The sequence below is a fragment of the Patescibacteria group bacterium genome, assembly GCA_034520665.1.
Lineage (GTDB): Bacteria > Patescibacteriota > Patescibacteriia > JAXHNJ01 > JAXHNJ01 > JAXHNJ01.
Genome location: JAXHNJ010000002.1, coordinates 124,553 through 141,063 on the forward strand (window position 1 = coordinate 124,553; position 16,511 = coordinate 141,063).

Genomic DNA, 16,511 nt, shown 5'->3' on the forward strand with positions numbered 1-16,511 from the left:
TTTTAAACCTTTCTATACTGGCAAATATTTTTAAAGTCACAGTACCGGCATTTATACTTTGAAGGAGTAGCCTTAAAATCACTTTTCATTATCTGCTCAATCGTCTCTGTTACTTCCTTTTTTATTTTTTGGGCTTCTTTTTTTTGCGGCTGGACCGAAAACTTTTTATTATCTTCAATATAGTAATAAGTTAACTTAAGTGGCTTAAGTTTAAATACTTCCCAGCTAGCTAAAGCATAGATGAAAAGCTGTTTAAAATCAATTTTATTTTTTGACGAGGGCAAATTACCGGTTTTATAATCGATAATTTCTACTGCCCCCCCTGAGCTAGCCGAAGAGTCTTTTCTAATTTCATCCATCCGATCTATAAAACCTTTAACTGTATAATCACCAAATTTTATATTAAAACCTTTTTCTAAAAACATAGGTACTTTTAAGGAATCTTTATTTATTTTATAAAACTTTTTTAAAGCTTTTTCTCCCTGTTTTTTTCTTGTTAATTCATGATCTTTGGAATCATACCACTCGTCAAGCCAATTTTTGCGGTACAAAGACAATAAATCTTTTTGGCTGGGCTTTTTATCCTGCTGGACCATTCGGTAAAAATCATACAAAGTGCGGTGAATACTTTTACCAAAAGAGAAAGTGCCCTTGCCTTTAACCGGTACTTTTAAAATATGGGCCAAGCGATATTGGTAAGGACAGGTTTCAAAGGCCCGTATTTGAGTATAGGAAAATTTCTGAGGCAAATAAGCTAAATCATCTTTGACTCTTTTAAATTTATGCTTTTTAGAGAAACTGTTAATAATTAATTTTTCTTTTTTTTGCTTCGGGCCGGACTCATCTTTTTTAACCAGCCCGGTTTCATATAAAAATTTGGATAACTTTTTTTTGCGGCTGCCGCCGTAATTATCGGCACTGGTCAGATAAATTCCTTTTTTGGCGCGAGTTATAGCTACATAAAACAAACGGCGCTCTTCCTGAAGATGAATATCACCACTAGGCAAAGTCTCTTTTATCAAATTATCTGGTAATTCAATAGGATCGCGGCGGTTAATCGAAGGAAATCTTTTATTAACCAAATTAACCACAAAGACATGCTCAAATTCCAGTCCCTTGGCTTGGTGAATGGTCATTACCTTGACTGAATCTGGTCCTTCTTCCAGATTATTTTTTAAGGGACCGGTCTCTCCAGCTTCTTGGGCTAGCTCTAATTCCTGCATAAAATTTTTCACGGTTTTGTCCTGATTAAGTCTTTCAAAATTACTGGCTACTTTAAAAAACTGATTAATATTTAATATTTTCTCATGGGCTTTTTTGCTTTGCTTTTGGCTTAAATATTTAAAAAGATTAGAATCAGAAACAAATTGGTAAAGCGCTTTTAAGGTTCCTTTCTTTTGGCCGGTCTGGGTCTGTTTTTTAATCATTTCTATAATTTCTTTGACCGTTTTCTTGGTACTGGGTGAAATACCTTCAATCTCATTAATATGATCAAGAATTTCAAACAAAGATTTATTCTTTTTATTGGCCCGGTATAAGAGTTTCATAATATCATTTACTGTCACTTTAAAAATAGGCATGGCTAAAACCCGATACATAGCCGTACTTTCATGATAATTATCCAGCAGTTTTAAATAAGAAATTAAATCGATTATTTCCGGTTTCTGAAAAAGTCCGCTTTTAGCCACATACTGATAAGGAATCTCCTGATGCTCTAAAACATTAATAAATAAATCCGCCTGGTTATTAGCCCTGACCAAAATAGCAAAATCATTCCAAGTTAAGCTTTTTTGTTTTTTTCTCAAATCAATTATTTTTTTAACCACACCTAAAGCTTCTTCATCCTGAGTTTTAAAGTGTAAATGCTTAATTTCACCTCGGCCCTTTTTATTAGCTTTTAGTTTTTTGGTAATGCGTGATTTTAAATTCTTTTTTTTCTGGTTTATTTTGGCTTCCAAGCGGTTAGGATTATTAAGCTGAATAAAGTTGTAAGACAAATCAAGAATGTTCTGCCGGTTGCGGTAATTTTGTTTTAGAACAATTTCTTTTGAGCCCGGAAAATCTTTTTTAAACTCAATGATATTAGAGACAGCCGCTCCCCGGAATTTATAAATAGCTTGATCATCATCACCGGTGACGGTTAAATTATTACGCGGCGCTGACAATAACTTAATTAATTCATACTGAGCGTAATTTGTGTCTTGAAATTCATCAACTAATATATATTTAAACTGCTTTTGGTATTTTTCTAGAATATTTTTTCTCTTTTGAAAAAGTTCTAAGGTTTTAATAATTAAATCGCCAAAATCCAGATAACCTTTTTCTTTTAATAAATTTTCATAAATCTTAAAAGACCGGGCTACTTCTAAAATTCTTGCCCTTTCCTCCTTGGCTGGTTTTGTTTTTTTTGTTAATTTTTTACCATATTCAATAAAATCTTTCGGAGATATATTTTCATCCTTAGCCCGGGAAAAAACTTTGATTAAAGCGTAAATAAAGCGCGTTGGGTTACCTCGGGGCTTATAATAATTAAGATCAAATTTTTCAAAATTCTGACGGATTAAACGCCACTGCTCGGTCTGGTTTAAAAGTTTAAAAACAGGATCCAGACCGATATCTAAGGCATGATCTTTTAAAACTCTTTGGCCAAATGAATGAAAAGTGGAAATCCATAAATCGGTATAACCGTAAGGTAATAGCTTATCTACTCTTTCTTCCATTTCCCCAGCCGCTTTGTCAGTAAAAGTAAGCGCTAAAATTTCCTCAGGTTTAGTCTTTTTTGATTTAATTAAATAAGCCAGCCTCTGAGTAATGACTGCCGTTTTGCCAGTCCCCGCCCCGGCAATAATTAAAAGAGGGCCTTTTTTATGAGTGATGGCCTTTTTTTGCTGGGCATTGGTTTTCATAATCTAATTATAGCAAAAATAGTTTATAACTACTAAATGTTTATAGTTATAAGGTTTGGCCGCCGGTATAGTTTTAAGGCTTAGGTTTAGTTTTTACTCTCCTATTCTCAGATTTATCTTTGGTAAAATCTTTAACTTTTTTATCTCTATTATTTTTTCTTTTCTTCCTTCTCAGCCATTCTAATAATGCCTTCTATAGTTTTAGTATAAAACAACTTTTTCTTTTCCAGCTCTTCTTCTGGCAAAGATTGAGCCTCGTTTTCAAATTGGTTTCTAGCTTTTCTAATTTTTTCAATAGCCGCTTTTTTAATATCCGGATCGGATAAATCAGCGGCCAGTTCTTCAGGGGTCATAGTCAGTATTGAACGGTCCATCTCGGCCATTCTTTTTTGTAGTTTTTCAACTGCTGCTTTTTCATCCTTATCTGATCTAGCTTCAGTAAAAGCAGAGCCAGATTTTCTCTCCTCTCTTTTGGCTAAACGCTCATCAATTTTTGACCATTTATTCTCTTTATTCATGACTTTATCTTATCATTTTTAAAGTTATTTGACTAATTTATGCATTTTTAATAGTATTAACCCGGGTTTTCCGCACCTTAAAAAGGAGACCCAAATGAAAGACAAAAAAGTATCTGTCGGCCATATCTGCCCTGACTGTCAGGTTGATTTAAAATACCTGACACAGACTAAATCAATTGATTCTGGAGTCTGCGGTGAATGTGATGTTTATTTCATCAAAATTTGCCCTCAATGCGGCCTTATGTTCAGCTTCTGGAGTGACGGTGGAGTTTGGGATCCACCTTATGAAGAACAAAAAGGTTATGAAACTTCAGAAAAAGATCCGGAACTAGTTAAGGTAATGGCTAAAGCCGGTCACCGGCACTTTTAAATGAACTCAGCGCCCACCAACCCCCCTGGGCGCTTTTTTTATTTTATAAAAAAAGCGGCTTTTTAAAGTAAAGCCGCTTAAAAGAAATTAAAAAAAATATCTTAAAATTAAGCCGGAATTTTTTCATCTCTGTGATTAAGTCTTATAACTTCATGTCTAGTCAAGCCATTAAGACAAGGCTCACTAATAAGAAAAATATTTTCTTCTTCTTCAACCTTATCTTCCCAGTCTGCTAGATTGTATCTCCCGGCTCTAAAACAAAGTAAGGTCTGTTTTTTTGAATCAAAGGGCAAATGAGCCCGCTGGAAAAGCTCTAAATAATTTGTTTCTCCCGGTTCGATCTCCACAGGGTTAACTGAATGACAAATTATGGCATAAGCTAATTTCATTTTTTTACCTCCATTTTATTTTAAAAAGAACACATTATTTGTCTTAGAATTTATCAGAAAAATATTTTTTGGTCAAGAATTAACCTAATAATAATATAAACCGAAGATAGACTGATCAGTCTATCTTCTTATGAGTAGATGTTTTGTTCTGCCCCCACCGAACAATCAAAGCATGAAACTGATTATAAATTTTGTTTGACCAAGGCAGACGTTTTTCAAAAAATTCTTTGTATTGATCATAAGACTTAAACTCAATTCCGTGTTTTTTACACAAACGCACAGTGTAAGCATCAATCATAAAATTTTTCTTCCGACCAGCATACAAAAGGATTGAGTCAGCGGTTTCCGGACCAATTCCATATACCTTCAATAATTCTTTTCGGCATTCTTTAAGAGGTTGTTTAAAAAATTTCTTTAACCGACCCTGATAATTTCCTAAAAGCCATTTTGAAAACATTTTCAGTTTTTTTGCTTTGACATTAAAATAACCTGAAGGCCGTACTAATTTTTTTAGATGTTTATGGTGACAATTCAAAATTTTTTGGGGACTTAAAAGATTTTCTTTTTTTAAATTTATAATCGCCTTCTCTACATTCTGCCAATTAGTATTCTGAGTCAAAATAGCGCCCATACAAATCTCAAACATATTTTTCTCACTAAAAACTTTTACTTTCTTCCTTAATATCTTAATATCTTGATCACTTGATATCTTGAACCCTAAAATCGGCCACCAATCCTGTGGTCCGTATTTTTTTAATAATTTTTTATATATTTTTTCAGGATTCATAACTTTAATTATACATTTTTTAGCTAAAATAAGCTATTTATTAGCTAAAAATAAACTAATTTTACTTAATTTTACATATTTTTTACTTATCCACACCAAAAACCTTGATTTTTAGGCTAAAAGACAGTATAATAAGAACTTGAATTTTTATATCTCATTAACATTTTATAAAATATTACTAAAAATATATGAAAAACTCTAATTCTATTGAAAAAATAAAAAAAGAAGAAAAAGAAGCTGAAGAAAAAATCAATCAAGCTAAAGATCTGCAAGCTAAAAAGGTAGAAGTCATTAGGGCCAAATATGAGGAAAAATTAGCTAATATCAGCCAAGAAATATCTGAAGAAATTAAAGATATTTACAAAGAGGCCGAAGATAAAATAGAAGAGATGAAAAACATTTCTAAAAAAGAAATAGCCAAGCAATCAGAAAAAATAAAATCCTTGTCCCCAGCTAAAAAAGATAAAGGGGCCGACTTAATTATTGATAAAATAAGCTAAATTTATGGCTATTAGCCCCGTTGCTAAATACAATTTAGTCTCTCTTAAATCAAAAAAGGAAGAGATTATTGAACTTCTCCATGATTTTGGTGTAGTTCAGATTGAACAATGGCCGGAAAGAGAGGAGACAGCCGAAACTAGTGAAAAATCACCAGAGTATCTTTATGCTCAGGTTAATTTTGCTATTAATTTTCTTAATCAATACCAAGAAGAAAAACCCTCCCTTAAAGAAAAGCTGCTTGCCGGTAAAAAAGAATTTTCTTCGGAAAAACTGGAAAAAATGATCAAAGAATTTGATTATCAAGAAATAGTTAAAAAGTGTGAAGATTATGAATCAGAATTAAATAAACAAAATAGTATTATTGATAAAAATAAAGCTGACAAAGAAATGCTTGGAAATTGGTCCTCGCTTGGTTTTATACCCAATGATGAAATCCAAACCGAAAAAACTATAACCCTTTTGGGCTCGGTTAATTTTGAAGCCTGGGAACGAATCATGATCAAGGCTAAAAAATTAAATAATATCAGCCTGCAAAAATCACATGAAGAAAACCGCGAAGTTTTTTTCTCTATCACTTTTTATAAAGATTTAGAAAAAGAAGTGCGCCAAATGCTCACTCATTATGATTTTAAACCGACTCAACTGCCTGAGATTGACTGTTTACCCGATAAAAAAATAAATCTCTGCGATAAAAATATTAAAAAAGCTAAAAAGGAAATTAAACAAATAAACAAAAAAATCAAACAACTGGTTCATTTTTCGGAAAAATTACAAATAACTTTAGACTATCTTTCCTGGAAAAAAGAGCAAAAACAAGCTTTAGATAAATCTATTAATACTAAAAAAACTTTTGCCCTTCTTTTCTGGATAGAAAAAAGATTTGTCAAAACTTTAAAAAATAAACTGGAAAAAATCACGGAAGATTTTGCTTTAGAAAAAATGCCTCTAAAAAAAGATGAATCTACGCCGATCACTTTACATAACCGTAATATGATTGAGCCATTTGAATCAGTGACCGGAGTTTATGGCATGCCTTTAAAATCAGAGCCAGACCCCACTCCTTTTCTAGCGCCTTTTTTCTTTATCTTTTTCGGCTTTTGTGTTTCTGACGCCGGCTATGGTCTGGTTATGACCGCTGTCATGCTTCTTATCTTAAAAATTTCCAAAAAGCCCAAAAAAGAGATGAAGCTGATTCGTCTGCTGGTCTTAGGCGGTATCTCCACTTTCCTGGCCGGAGTTTTATTTGGCAGTTGGTTTGGTATTGATATCTCTAGTATGGCTCCAGGTAGCTGGTTTAGAGAATTTGTTCTCACTTTCAAAATTATGGACCCGGTTAACGACCCGATTACTGTACTTTTAATTTCATTGGTTTTTGGCTTAATCCAAATAATGACTGGCTTGATTATTAATACCTGGTGGAAGATAAAAAAAGAAAAGATCAAAGAAGCCCTGCTTGGTTCAGGTATGTGGTTTATAGCTCTTTTAACCCTAGGTCTTTGGGTTATGACAAAAGTTGGTTTTTTAATTCCTGCTTCGGCTTCAGATATTATGACTTATGTCCTGCTGAGTGTAGCCGGACTTTTAATTTTAGCCAATACTACCAAAACAAAAAATATATTTTTAAAGCTGCCTATTGGTATTTATAGCCTTTATGATCTAATCGGTTATCTCTCAGACACTCTTTCCTACTCCCGTCTTTTAGCCTTAGGTCTGGCTACTGGTATTATTGCTATGGTAGTTAATCTTATTGCTGGTCTGGCTATTGAAATGATACCTATTGCCGGTTATCTTTTGGCTTTATTGATACTTATCGGCGGACACGCCTTCAATATCGGTATCAACGCCCTCGGTGCTTTTATTCACTCCGGTCGTCTGCAATTTGTTGAATTTTTTCCTAAGTTTATGGAAGGTGGCGGCACTAGATTTAAACCCTTTAAAAAACAAGCTAAATATATAAGAATAATTAAGTAATAAATATATAGCTCTATGGCTTTAACGCTTTAGGGCTAATAAAACGAAAGGAAAATTATATGACTATTGGACTCGCATTAGCTATTCTCGGCGCCGCTTTAGCTGTTGGCTTAGCTGGCATTGGGTCATCTCTTGGCGTCGGCATTTCCGGTGAAGCTGCTTCCGGAGTAGTTTCCGAAGATCCGGAAAAATTCGGCAAAGCTCTACTTTTACAAGCTCTGCCTTCTACCCAGGGTATTTACGGCTTTTTAGGAGCTATTATGGCTATCCAAAAAGTGGGACTTCTGGGCGGCGGTGAATTTACTATCACTCCTGAAATCGGCTGGCAAGTTCTCTTTGCCTGTTTGCCTATTGCCATTGCCGGACTAACTTCTGGTTGGCTTCAAGGTAAAGTTTCGGCGGCTGGTATGGGCGTTATTGCCAAAAAACCCTCTGAATCCGGCAAACCGATTATTTTCTCAGCTATGGTAGAAACCTACGCTGTAATCGGTCTTTTGGCCACTATCCTCTTGCTCAACGGCATCACTGTCAGTTAATCAATTAATTAAATTAATTCATGGCTCTAGAGAACATTCTCGAAAAAATTAAAAAAGAGGCCAGAGAAGAAATTAAAAAGATTGAACAGGAATCTGAGCAAAAAATCGAAGAGATAAAAGCAGACTTCAAAGAAAAAGAAGAAAAAGAAAAAGAAAGAATTATCTCTGAAAGTAAAAAACAGGCCGAAAAGAAAATCCAACAAGCAAAATTCATTCTGGCTAACCAGAAAAAATCCAAGCTCTTACGAGAAAAACAAATGCTTTTGGATGAAGTTTTTACTTTGGCCGCTAAAAAAATGGACGAACTTGATCAGGAAAAACAAATTTCTCTTCTACAAAAGCTAATAAAAAATCTTCCCTCACAAAACAAGGCTGAAATTCAAGCTACAGAAAATTCTAAAGATTTGGTAAAAAAAGCCTTAGAAAAATCAGATAAATCTATCACACTTTCTTCAGAAAAAGTCAAAGGACAGGGAGGTTTTATATTTTCATCTGAAAAATTAGAGATTGACAACCGCTACTCTACTCTAGTTCAAGGCCTCAGAGATGAAGTAGAAACCCAAGTAGCTAAAATTCTCTTTTCCTAAAAACTAGGCAACTAATTAACTACTTAACTAACAATGTCTGACTATCCATACATTATGGGATTATTTCGCTCACTTGAAGGTAAGCTTCTAAATGCCGGCGATATTGAACGTATGATTGACGCTCCGGACATAGAAGCCGCTTTCCGCGTTTTTAACGATACTGAATACGCGGACAATCTTTTGGAAGTGGAGCCGAAAAATTTTAAGAAAGCCCTAAATGATGATCTCAAACAAACCCGGGATTTGTACGAAAAATTTGTTGATGACCAAAAAATTCGGCAGTTTCTTTTTCTGCGCTATGATTTTCACAATCTCAAGTTAATCTTTAAAGAAAAGTATTCTAAAAAGGATTTAAAAGAAGAGGAAAGTCAAGTCGGCACTATCACCTACTCTTCTCTACGCAACTATATTATGGAAGACGCCCGGGTTGATTTATCTCCAAAACTAAAAAAAATTATTGACCAGGCTGCTCAGGAATTTGAAAATAATCATCAACCTCATTATATTGATATTTATCTGGATAAAAAGATGTATAAATTACTGGCTGAAATTACTGACAAAATAAAAAATAAATTTATCTCTGATTTTTTGAAAATGAAAATTGATATGATAAATATTAAAGTTTTCCTGCGAAGTAAAAATCTGAAAAAAGAAATTAAGTGGCTCTCTAATCAGATAATTCCGGGCGGACGTATAGCTAAAAAAGAATTTGAAAATGTTTACGATAAAAATATTAAAGAAGCCTTGGACACTTTCTTAATCTATTTTAATAACAAATTTATTAGCATTATCTCTGACTTTGAGGAGGATCATAATCTCTGGAAACTAGAACAAGAGTTTGAAAACTACGAAATGGATTATCTCAAGAAAACAAAAAGAATGAGTTTTGGTCCGGAAATGACTATCGCCTATTATTTTGCCAAGAAAAATGCTCTTCGTAATGTTCGGCTAATTATGACTGGCAAACTTAATAAGGTAAAAAATAGTGAGATAAGAGAAAGGACAAGAAACTTATGGTAGAAGAACAAAGCAAGAAATATAAATTAGCCATTATTGGTTCACCTGATTCAATTTTAGGATTTTCGGCCTTGGGTGTTAAAACTTTTGGTGTAACCTCGCCTAAAGAGGTTAAAGAAGCTATTGAAAAAATATTGAATGACAATTACGCCATTTGTTTTATTACCGAAGACTGGTTTGAAAAGGTACCAGATGAGATTGAAAAACTCCAGCAAAGAACCATGCCGGCTGTTCTCTCTATCCCCTCTCAGCATGGTTCTACTGGGGCTGGACTGAAAAACTTAAGAAAAATTGTCGAGCAGGCTGTTGGCAGTGATATTCTTTTTAATAAATAGAGAATTGGACACAAAGACATAAAAAAAATATTATTTTTGTCCTTATGTTAAAATGTCGAGTTTCTTATAAAAATTAATAATCTAAATAAAAAATACTATGGCAGAAAAACAATCACCGCGGAGTGGGACGCCGACCGCGGCAGGAAAAATTATAAAAGTCTCTGGCCCTTTAGTGGTGGCTTCAAACATGCAAGGCGCCCAAATGTATGAGGTGGTCAAAGTCTCAAAAGAAAAATTAATCGGAGAAATTATTGAACTAAACGGTGATAAAGCCTATATCCAGGTCTATGAAGAAACTTCCGGCCTAGGGCCAGGCGCACCGGTCTATCGCACTGAAAAACCCATGTCAGTTGATCTAGGACCAGGTCTGGTTACTTCTATTTACGACGGTATCCAGCGGCCCCTTTCTTCAATTTCTGATAAAGCCGGTGATTATATCACCCGAGGAATCTCGGTGCCGGCTTTAGATATGGATAAAAAATGGGAATTTAAAGCGATCGTAAAAACTGGTGATAAAGTGGTAGCCGGTGATATTCTTGGCCGAGTTAAAGAAACTTCCTTGATTGAACATAAAATTTTAGTGCCGCCTACTTTAAAAGAGGGCGAGGTCAAAAAAATATCAAATGGATCTTTTACTAATAAAGATATCGTGGCTGAAATACAGGATAATAAAGGTAAAACCCATAAATTAACCATGAAGCAAACCTGGCCGATTCGTGAGCCTAGACCAGTTAAGGAAAAACTGGTGCCAACCGAGCCTTTAATTACCGGCCAGAGAGTAATTGACGCCTTCTTTCCGGTCACTAAAGGCGGCACTGCCTGTGTACCCGGACCTTTTGGCTCTGGTAAAACAGTGGTTCAGCACCAATTAGCCAAGTGGGCTGACGCTGATATTATTATCTTTATTGGCTGCGGCGAACGCGGTAATGAAATGACTGATGTTCTCCAGGAATTTCCTGAACTTAAAGATCCTAAATCAGGCCAACCACTTATGGAAAGAACTGTTTTAATAGCTAATACTTCTAATATGCCAGTAGCTGCTCGCGAGGCCAGTGTTTACACTGGCATTACTATTGCTGAATATTTCCGTGATATGGGTTACAAAGTAGCTCTTATGGCTGATTCTACCTCTCGCTGGGCAGAAGCTTTGAGAGAAATGTCGGGTCGCCTAGAAGAAATGCCGGGCGAGGAAGGCTATCCCGCTTATCTTGGTTCTAGAACCGCCTCTTTTTATGAAAGAGCTGGTCAGGTTAAATGTCTTGGTACCAATAATAACGAAGGTTCTTTAACTGTAGTCGGAGCTGTTTCTCCTCCGGGCGGCGACCTCTCTGAACCAGTTACTCAAAACACTTTGCGTGTAGTTAAAGTTTTTTGGGGATTGGATGATAAATTAGCCTTTAAACGCCATTTTCCGGCTATCAACTGGCTTAATTCCTATTCATTATATTTAGAAGATATTGAAGATTACGCCCGCAAAAGGGCTGGTCAGGATTGGCCCGAGATAAGAACTCAAGCTATGGGACTACTTCAGGAAGAATCATCTTTGGAAGAAATTGTTCGCTTGGTTGGTGTTGACGCTTTGTCAGCCCGTGAACAGCTTATTTTAGACACTTCAAAGTCTATTCGTGAGGATTTTCTACACCAAAATGCCTTTGATGAAGTTGATACCTATACTTCTTTAAAAAAGCAATACTGGATGCTTAAAATAATACTGACTTTCCATGAAAAAGCTTTAGAAGCTTTGAACCGTGAAGTCCAACTCGATAAAATTATTTCCCTGCCAATTAAAGAAAGAATTTCCAAAGCTTCTCAAGTTCCAGAAGATGAGCTGGAAAAACTAGAAAAACTCAACGAGGAAATTAAAAAAGAATTAAACTCGTTATCTTAATATCTTAATCACTTAATATCTAATATCTAAATTTATGCTAAAAGAATACAAAACCATCAAAGAAATTGCCGGACCATTAATGGTGGTCGAAGGCATTAAAGAGGTCAAATATGAAGAAATGGTTGAAGTTGAGCTGCCTTCTGGTGAAAAAAGAAGGGGGCGTGTTTTGGAAATTTCCGAGGATAAAGCTGTGGTACAGATGTTTGAAGAGACCCGAGGCCTGGAAATTGAAAAAACCAAAGCTAAATTCTTGGGCAAGACTATGGAGATCGGCGTTTCCCCTGATATGTTGGGTCGTGTTTTTACCGGGGCTGGCCAGCCCCGTGATAAAGGGCCTAAAATAATCCCGGAAAAAAAGCTTGATATAAACGGCTCGCCTATTAATCCTTACGCCCGTGATTATCCCAATGACTTTATCCAAACCGGTATTTCTACTATTGACGGACTTAATACACTGGTGCGTGGCCAAAAACTACCGATTTTTTCTGCTTCTGGTCTGCCCCACTCTGAACTAGCTGCTCAAATTGCCAGACAAGCTAAAGTAATTGGCGCAACAGACCATCCTGAGCAAAAAGAAAAGGATCAAAGTGAAAAATCAGAATTTGCTGTAGTTTTCTGTGCTATGGGTATTACCTTTGAAGAATCTGAATACTTTATAAAAGAGTTTAAACAAACCGGCGCCATTGAAAGAGCTACTCTTTTTGTTAACTTGGCTGATGATCCAGTAGTCGAAAGAATTACCCTACCTCGGATTGCCTTAACTACAGCTGAATATCTGGCTTTTGAAAAAGGCTTGCATGTTCTAGTTATTATGACTGATATGACTAATTATTGTGAAGCCCTGCGAGAAATATCGGCCGCCAGAAAAGAAATTCCAGGCCGCCGAGGCTATCCCGGTTATCTTTATACTGATCTCTCTACTATCTACGAAAGAGCTGGTCGTATTCAAGGTAAAAAAGGCTCTATTACCCAGATTCCTATCTTAACTATGCCTGAAGACGATAAAACCCACCCGATTCCTGACCTGACTGGTTATATTACTGAAGGCCAGATTCTGCTCTCAAGAGAACTTCATAAAAAAGGCATTTATCCGCCGGTTGATGTTCTGCCTTCTCTTTCTCGTTTAAAAGACAAAGGTATTGGCGAAGGTAAAACCAGAGAAGATCATTCCGGAGTTTTGAATCAGTTATTTGCCGCTTACGCCCGCGGTAAAGAAGCTAAAGAACTAGCAGTAATTTTAGGCGAAGCGGCTTTATCAGAAGCTGATAAAAAATTCTCAAAATTTGCCAATAGCTTTGAAGATAAATTTGTCCGTCAAGCCCCGGACGAAGACCGTACTATTGAACAAACTCTTGATCTAGGCTGGAAACTGATGAGTATTCTACCCAAAAACGAACTTAAACGGGTTAAAGAAGAGCATATTGAAAAATATCTGCCTAAAAAATAGATTGTTGGGTAGTAATAATTTATTAATCTAAAACCAAAAACCATAACCTTACTAGCAGCCATAACTAAACCATAAAACTAAAAAAAACATGCGTCTCAACGTCAACCCAACCAGAATGGAGCTGATCAAGCTCAAAAAGAAAGTGGTTACCGCTCGTCGTGGACACAAATTGCTTAAAGAAAAACGTGATGGTCTGATGAAACAATTTCTGACCACTATTAAAAAAGCGAGGAAGCTCCGTGAAAATATTGAAAAAAAGCTGGGATCAGCTTTTAAGGCTTTTATTTTTGCCTCCGCTGATATGCGGCCTGAGGTCATGGCTGAAGCTTTGGCTTATCCGGCTAAAGAAACCTCACTCAAGGTAAAAACCGAAAACGTGATGAGCGTTAATGTACCTCGTTTTGATTATAAAGCGGAAGGTGATTTTCTAAGCTACTCACTAGCCACTACTTCAGCTGAATTAGACGCTTCTTTAGAAACTTTTTCCGAGGTCTTGGAAGATATGGTTAAATTAGCTGAAATTGAACACTCAGCTAAACTGATGGCCGCTGAAATTGAAAAAACCAGAAGACGGGTCAACGCTTTAGAATATGTCTTTATTCCTAATATGGACGAAACTATAAAATATATTACCGCTAAGCTTAACGAACAGGAACGCTCAACTATTACTGCTTTGATGAAAGTTAAAGATATTATTACTGAACAAGAAAATAATTAAAACCAAATAAAAATATAAAAAGCAGTCAATTGCTTATTGGACTGTTTTTTAATGCCAAAGCTCAAAATCCAAAATTCAAAGTAAACACAAATAATAATAAATTTAAAAAGCAGCCGCAATAATTTAAACAGGCTGTTTTTTAATAAAATATTTAAATATTTAAACTTAAATTCTTAACCAAACAGTGCAAATTAAAAATATTATTAAACCAAAAATAGATAAAAATAAACCCTTATGCTTACCTTTTAAACCTAATATCAAACCAATAATAAGTAGAATAAATGCACTAATATATTCTAGCCACAAAATAATATCTAATATAGTCATATTAATCGGTGAAGCAGAATTTTGAAAAACAAATAAAAAAACAGTAGCTATAAAAAATATAATAATAATGAAACCAGAAATAGAAAACCAATTTCTTTTTTTAATTTGTATCTTTTGGTTATTTTCTTTCATATTTTTATTATACGTTTTTTTTATTAAAAAGTAAAAAAATTATTTTTTTATAAATAAATCTATTTCTTCTCAATAGCTAGTAGATAGCCGCTTGATTTGAGCACATTACTATACCAGGCAAATAATAAATATTTTTCTTTAATTTTATGGTTTTTTAAATCCCGAGAATCAATATAAGTATAAACTTTATTTTTATAGCCGTTAATAACAATAAAATGACCAAAATCTCTTGGTCGACTATCATCAAGTAAATAAGTCTTAACTGCTAAAATAACTGGTACTTCCTTTTTTAAAAAACGAATAATATTTCTTTTATCAGGTTTTTTGATTTTCGCTTTTCTTTTAGCCTTTTTCTTATTATAAGAATAACAAGTCACCTTAAAGCCCAGCTTTCTGGCTAATTCAGCTAATTTTATCATTTTAACACCATAACTTTTTAATCCACCAACTTGTTTAGTAATTTCTTTTAAAGGCAGGCCCAATCTTTAATAAAGAAAAACCAGGAAAAAAGATAAATTTAAAATTAACAACCCCAGAGTTTTCATAGCCTGGGGTTTTTTATTATAAGATAATAGATATTGAAAAACAAAAAAATAAAAATTAGAAATAGAAAAATCAATAACTTAATAACTTAACCCCTTAACAATTTGTTTCCTATATAAAAAACGAATAAACGGCTAATACCACCCCGCCAATTATACCAATAAAGCCCAAAACTTTAAATATCATAGCTTTTTTAGCCATTGATTTTTCCACTTCTTCCTCTGAACGATAGCTAATAATAAAATCATTATTGCCTTTTTTAATAACTACTTCATCTTTATCTTTCATAGCCTGTCCGTAAATATAAGTTCGTGTTCCGTTCAAAAGTGCTTTTTCTTCGGTTCGGTATTTGTCATTAGCGATAAAATCAAATATTTTGCCTAGAGTTGAATCACCCAAAGGCTCACCCCGACCAATAAATTTTTCGCCTAAATCACGGGCTTCAATTTTAGCTTTTTCCGAAATAATTTTTATACTGCCAGTACCATCCCGTAAATTAAAATTAATTCTTTCATGGCCTGATTTGACTCTTTCCCAATCATGCACTACTCTTCCCTCCTTATCCTCTTTCTCCACTTCTTTTTCCAATTCATATTCATAATAAACACAATCTTGCTTGGAAAAAGGTGTTTGCAGAGGATGACTAGCTTCAATTTTTCCTTCTAGCTCAACTGTTTCCCCTGGCTTTATTTCCTTAACTGGCCGGACTTCAGTTTTAGCCAGTTTACTCTGGCTTTGTTTTTTTCTCTGGCTAATATAAATAAATAACCCGCCAAAGAGCAAAATAATAATACCGATCCAAATCATAAATTTATAATTAATAATTATATCTAAATAATAGCACTTTCTTTTTGATTAAAAAAGTGAATCAATTAAGTTTTACTAAATATTCTTTTCCCCTTTTCAAGCAGCTTTTCATATTCTAGAACAATATCATTATCCAGTCTTGATTTTAAAACCTTTAAAACCTCTTTATAATACCAAATTTTTTCCTCTTTTTTTGGTTCCGGAGCGTTAAAAACCGACCATATTTGATCTCCTTTTTCCTGATAATGTTTTACCAATGATTTTAGGTTATCAATCTTATCAGCGCAAGCCAACATTAAAGCCGCTTGGCTGGCTTTTTTCAAATTTTCAATATACTTTAATTTTCTCTTTTTCCAGGTCTTTCTTTTTTGGGCTAAACTTTCGTCCGCATCCTTATCTTCGCTTACTTGTTGGACAATATCAGCTATTTTCTGGTTAAAATCTTTTTTTAATTTTTTATAATTATAATCTTTTACATCTTCTAAAGTATCGTGTAGCCAACCAGCGCATAAACAGTCTTCATTAGTGGTATACTTTTTTAATATAGAAAAAACACCAATTGGGTGGACAATATAAGGCTGATCGCCTCTTTTTCTCATCTGGCCCTGATGTAGCTTATGGGCCAAATTTTTAGCTTTTTTAATTTTTGGAGATAATAACATAAAAATAAATGATATAATTAAATTATATCATGAAGTTTTTATTAATAAAAAACCCCTGTTCAGAAAAACA

The 16,511-nt window shown here is 34.4% G+C and carries 18 protein-coding genes; 10 read left to right on the top strand and 8 right to left on the bottom strand.

Translation table 11 applies throughout. The features are described 5' to 3' along the window. Positions 1-2: 2 nt before the first annotated feature. Together U5L76_02960 and U5L76_02965 are read right to left on the bottom strand one after the other, a co-directional pair. Positions 3-2,906, bottom strand: coding sequence for a UvrD-helicase domain-containing protein (locus U5L76_02960; GenBank protein ID MDZ7798555.1), 2,904 nt, complete (start codon positions 2,904-2,906; stop codon positions 3-5). A 149-nt stretch (positions 2,907-3,055) separates the two neighbouring features. After that, complete coding sequence (locus U5L76_02965; protein ID MDZ7798556.1) at positions 3,056-3,424, bottom strand: hypothetical protein; 369 nt, start codon at positions 3,422-3,424, stop codon at positions 3,056-3,058. A 94-nt stretch (positions 3,425-3,518) separates the two neighbouring features. Between U5L76_02965 and U5L76_02970 the strand changes: the two genes are divergently transcribed. Further along, a complete protein-coding gene (locus tag U5L76_02970; protein ID MDZ7798557.1) occupies positions 3,519-3,794 on the top strand; it encodes a hypothetical protein in 276 nt (91 codons plus the stop codon). 107 nt (positions 3,795-3,901) lie between these two features. On the opposite strand, the gene U5L76_02975 is transcribed toward U5L76_02970, so the two are convergent. Both U5L76_02975 and U5L76_02980 read right to left on the bottom strand, forming a co-directional pair. Next, entirely contained in the window at positions 3,902-4,183 is a 282-nt protein-coding gene (locus U5L76_02975) for a hypothetical protein (GenBank protein MDZ7798558.1), read from the bottom strand. 115 nt (positions 4,184-4,298) lie between these two features. Continuing rightward, complete coding sequence (locus U5L76_02980) at positions 4,299-4,970, bottom strand: endonuclease III domain-containing protein (protein ID MDZ7798559.1); 672 nt, start codon at positions 4,968-4,970, stop codon at positions 4,299-4,301. A 188-nt stretch (positions 4,971-5,158) separates the two neighbouring features. On the opposite strand from U5L76_02980, the gene U5L76_02985 reads away from it, so the two are divergent. From U5L76_02985 to U5L76_03025, 9 genes are all read left to right on the top strand, one after another. Next, the gene (locus U5L76_02985) at positions 5,159-5,470 is read left to right on the top strand and encodes a hypothetical protein (GenBank protein ID MDZ7798560.1); all 312 of its coding nucleotides are present in this window, start codon (positions 5,159-5,161) and stop codon (positions 5,468-5,470) included. A gap of 4 nt (positions 5,471-5,474) precedes the next feature. Then, the gene (locus tag U5L76_02990) at positions 5,475-7,442 is read left to right on the top strand and encodes a V-type ATP synthase subunit I (GenBank protein MDZ7798561.1); all 1,968 of its coding nucleotides are present in this window, start codon (positions 5,475-5,477) and stop codon (positions 7,440-7,442) included. A gap of 59 nt (positions 7,443-7,501) precedes the next feature. After that, the gene (locus tag U5L76_02995) at positions 7,502-7,978 is read left to right on the top strand and encodes a V-type ATP synthase subunit K (GenBank protein MDZ7798562.1); all 477 of its coding nucleotides are present in this window, start codon (positions 7,502-7,504) and stop codon (positions 7,976-7,978) included. A 20-nt stretch (positions 7,979-7,998) separates the two neighbouring features. Next, positions 7,999-8,565 carry a V-type ATP synthase subunit E gene (locus U5L76_03000; GenBank protein ID MDZ7798563.1) on the top strand — a complete coding sequence of 189 codons (567 nt, stop codon included), beginning with the start codon at positions 7,999-8,001 and terminating at the stop codon, positions 8,563-8,565. A gap of 33 nt (positions 8,566-8,598) precedes the next feature. Continuing rightward, positions 8,599-9,585, top strand: coding sequence for a V-type ATPase subunit (locus U5L76_03005; GenBank protein MDZ7798564.1), 987 nt, complete (start codon positions 8,599-8,601; stop codon positions 9,583-9,585). Further along, entirely contained in the window at positions 9,579-9,917 is a 339-nt protein-coding gene (locus U5L76_03010; protein ID MDZ7798565.1) for a V-type ATP synthase subunit F, read from the top strand. Before U5L76_03005 ends, U5L76_03010 begins: the two co-directional genes overlap by 7 nt. A gap of 97 nt (positions 9,918-10,014) precedes the next feature. Then, positions 10,015-11,805: a V-type ATP synthase subunit A gene (locus U5L76_03015; GenBank protein MDZ7798566.1), complete on the top strand. Its 1,791-nt coding sequence runs from the start codon at positions 10,015-10,017 to the stop codon at positions 11,803-11,805. Between the two features lie 34 nt (positions 11,806-11,839). After that, the gene (locus tag U5L76_03020; GenBank protein MDZ7798567.1) at positions 11,840-13,252 is read left to right on the top strand and encodes a V-type ATP synthase subunit B; all 1,413 of its coding nucleotides are present in this window, start codon (positions 11,840-11,842) and stop codon (positions 13,250-13,252) included. An 88-nt stretch (positions 13,253-13,340) separates the two neighbouring features. Beyond that, positions 13,341-13,970 carry a V-type ATP synthase subunit D gene (locus U5L76_03025; GenBank protein MDZ7798568.1) on the top strand — a complete coding sequence of 210 codons (630 nt, stop codon included), beginning with the start codon at positions 13,341-13,343 and terminating at the stop codon, positions 13,968-13,970. A 165-nt stretch (positions 13,971-14,135) separates the two neighbouring features. Here U5L76_03025 and U5L76_03030 read toward each other — a convergent pair whose 3' ends face one another. The 4 genes from U5L76_03030 to U5L76_03045 all read right to left on the bottom strand — a co-directional run bounded on the left by U5L76_03030 (position 14,136) and on the right by U5L76_03045 (position 16,441). Continuing rightward, positions 14,136-14,429 carry a hypothetical protein gene (locus U5L76_03030; protein MDZ7798569.1) on the bottom strand — a complete coding sequence of 98 codons (294 nt, stop codon included), beginning with the start codon at positions 14,427-14,429 and terminating at the stop codon, positions 14,136-14,138. A gap of 59 nt (positions 14,430-14,488) precedes the next feature. Further along, positions 14,489-14,911 carry a hypothetical protein gene (locus U5L76_03035; GenBank protein MDZ7798570.1) on the bottom strand — a complete coding sequence of 141 codons (423 nt, stop codon included), beginning with the start codon at positions 14,909-14,911 and terminating at the stop codon, positions 14,489-14,491. Between the two features lie 172 nt (positions 14,912-15,083). After that, the gene (locus U5L76_03040; GenBank protein ID MDZ7798571.1) at positions 15,084-15,779 is read right to left on the bottom strand and encodes a GIDE domain-containing protein; all 696 of its coding nucleotides are present in this window, start codon (positions 15,777-15,779) and stop codon (positions 15,084-15,086) included. 65 nt (positions 15,780-15,844) lie between these two features. Then, complete coding sequence (locus U5L76_03045; protein MDZ7798572.1) at positions 15,845-16,441, bottom strand: HD domain-containing protein; 597 nt, start codon at positions 16,439-16,441, stop codon at positions 15,845-15,847. Positions 16,442-16,511: the final 70 nt, after the last annotated feature.

Coding starts and splice junctions, on each gene's coding strand:
- U5L76_02995 (MDZ7798562.1), top strand. CDS start 7,502: ATGACTATTGGACTCGCATTAGCTATTCTCGGCGCCGCTTTAGCTGTT.
- U5L76_02960 (MDZ7798555.1), bottom strand. CDS start 2,906: ATGAAAACCAATGCCCAGCAAAAAAAGGCCATCACTCATAAAAAAGGC.
- U5L76_02965 (MDZ7798556.1), bottom strand. CDS start 3,424: ATGAATAAAGAGAATAAATGGTCAAAAATTGATGAGCGTTTAGCCAAA.
- U5L76_03025 (MDZ7798568.1), top strand. CDS start 13,341: ATGCGTCTCAACGTCAACCCAACCAGAATGGAGCTGATCAAGCTCAAA.
- U5L76_02990 (MDZ7798561.1), top strand. CDS start 5,475: ATGGCTATTAGCCCCGTTGCTAAATACAATTTAGTCTCTCTTAAATCA.
- U5L76_03020 (MDZ7798567.1), top strand. CDS start 11,840: ATGCTAAAAGAATACAAAACCATCAAAGAAATTGCCGGACCATTAATG.
- U5L76_03040 (MDZ7798571.1), bottom strand. CDS start 15,779: ATGATTTGGATCGGTATTATTATTTTGCTCTTTGGCGGGTTATTTATT.
- U5L76_03030 (MDZ7798569.1), bottom strand. CDS start 14,429: ATGAAAGAAAATAACCAAAAGATACAAATTAAAAAAAGAAATTGGTTT.
- U5L76_03000 (MDZ7798563.1), top strand. CDS start 7,999: ATGGCTCTAGAGAACATTCTCGAAAAAATTAAAAAAGAGGCCAGAGAA.
- U5L76_03045 (MDZ7798572.1), bottom strand. CDS start 16,441: ATGTTATTATCTCCAAAAATTAAAAAAGCTAAAAATTTGGCCCATAAG.
- U5L76_03015 (MDZ7798566.1), top strand. CDS start 10,015: ATGGCAGAAAAACAATCACCGCGGAGTGGGACGCCGACCGCGGCAGGA.
- U5L76_02975 (MDZ7798558.1), bottom strand. CDS start 4,183: ATGAAATTAGCTTATGCCATAATTTGTCATTCAGTTAACCCTGTGGAG.
- U5L76_02980 (MDZ7798559.1), bottom strand. CDS start 4,970: ATGAATCCTGAAAAAATATATAAAAAATTATTAAAAAAATACGGACCA.
- U5L76_03010 (MDZ7798565.1), top strand. CDS start 9,579: ATGGTAGAAGAACAAAGCAAGAAATATAAATTAGCCATTATTGGTTCA.
- U5L76_03005 (MDZ7798564.1), top strand. CDS start 8,599: ATGTCTGACTATCCATACATTATGGGATTATTTCGCTCACTTGAAGGT.
- U5L76_02985 (MDZ7798560.1), top strand. CDS start 5,159: ATGAAAAACTCTAATTCTATTGAAAAAATAAAAAAAGAAGAAAAAGAA.
- U5L76_02970 (MDZ7798557.1), top strand. CDS start 3,519: ATGAAAGACAAAAAAGTATCTGTCGGCCATATCTGCCCTGACTGTCAG.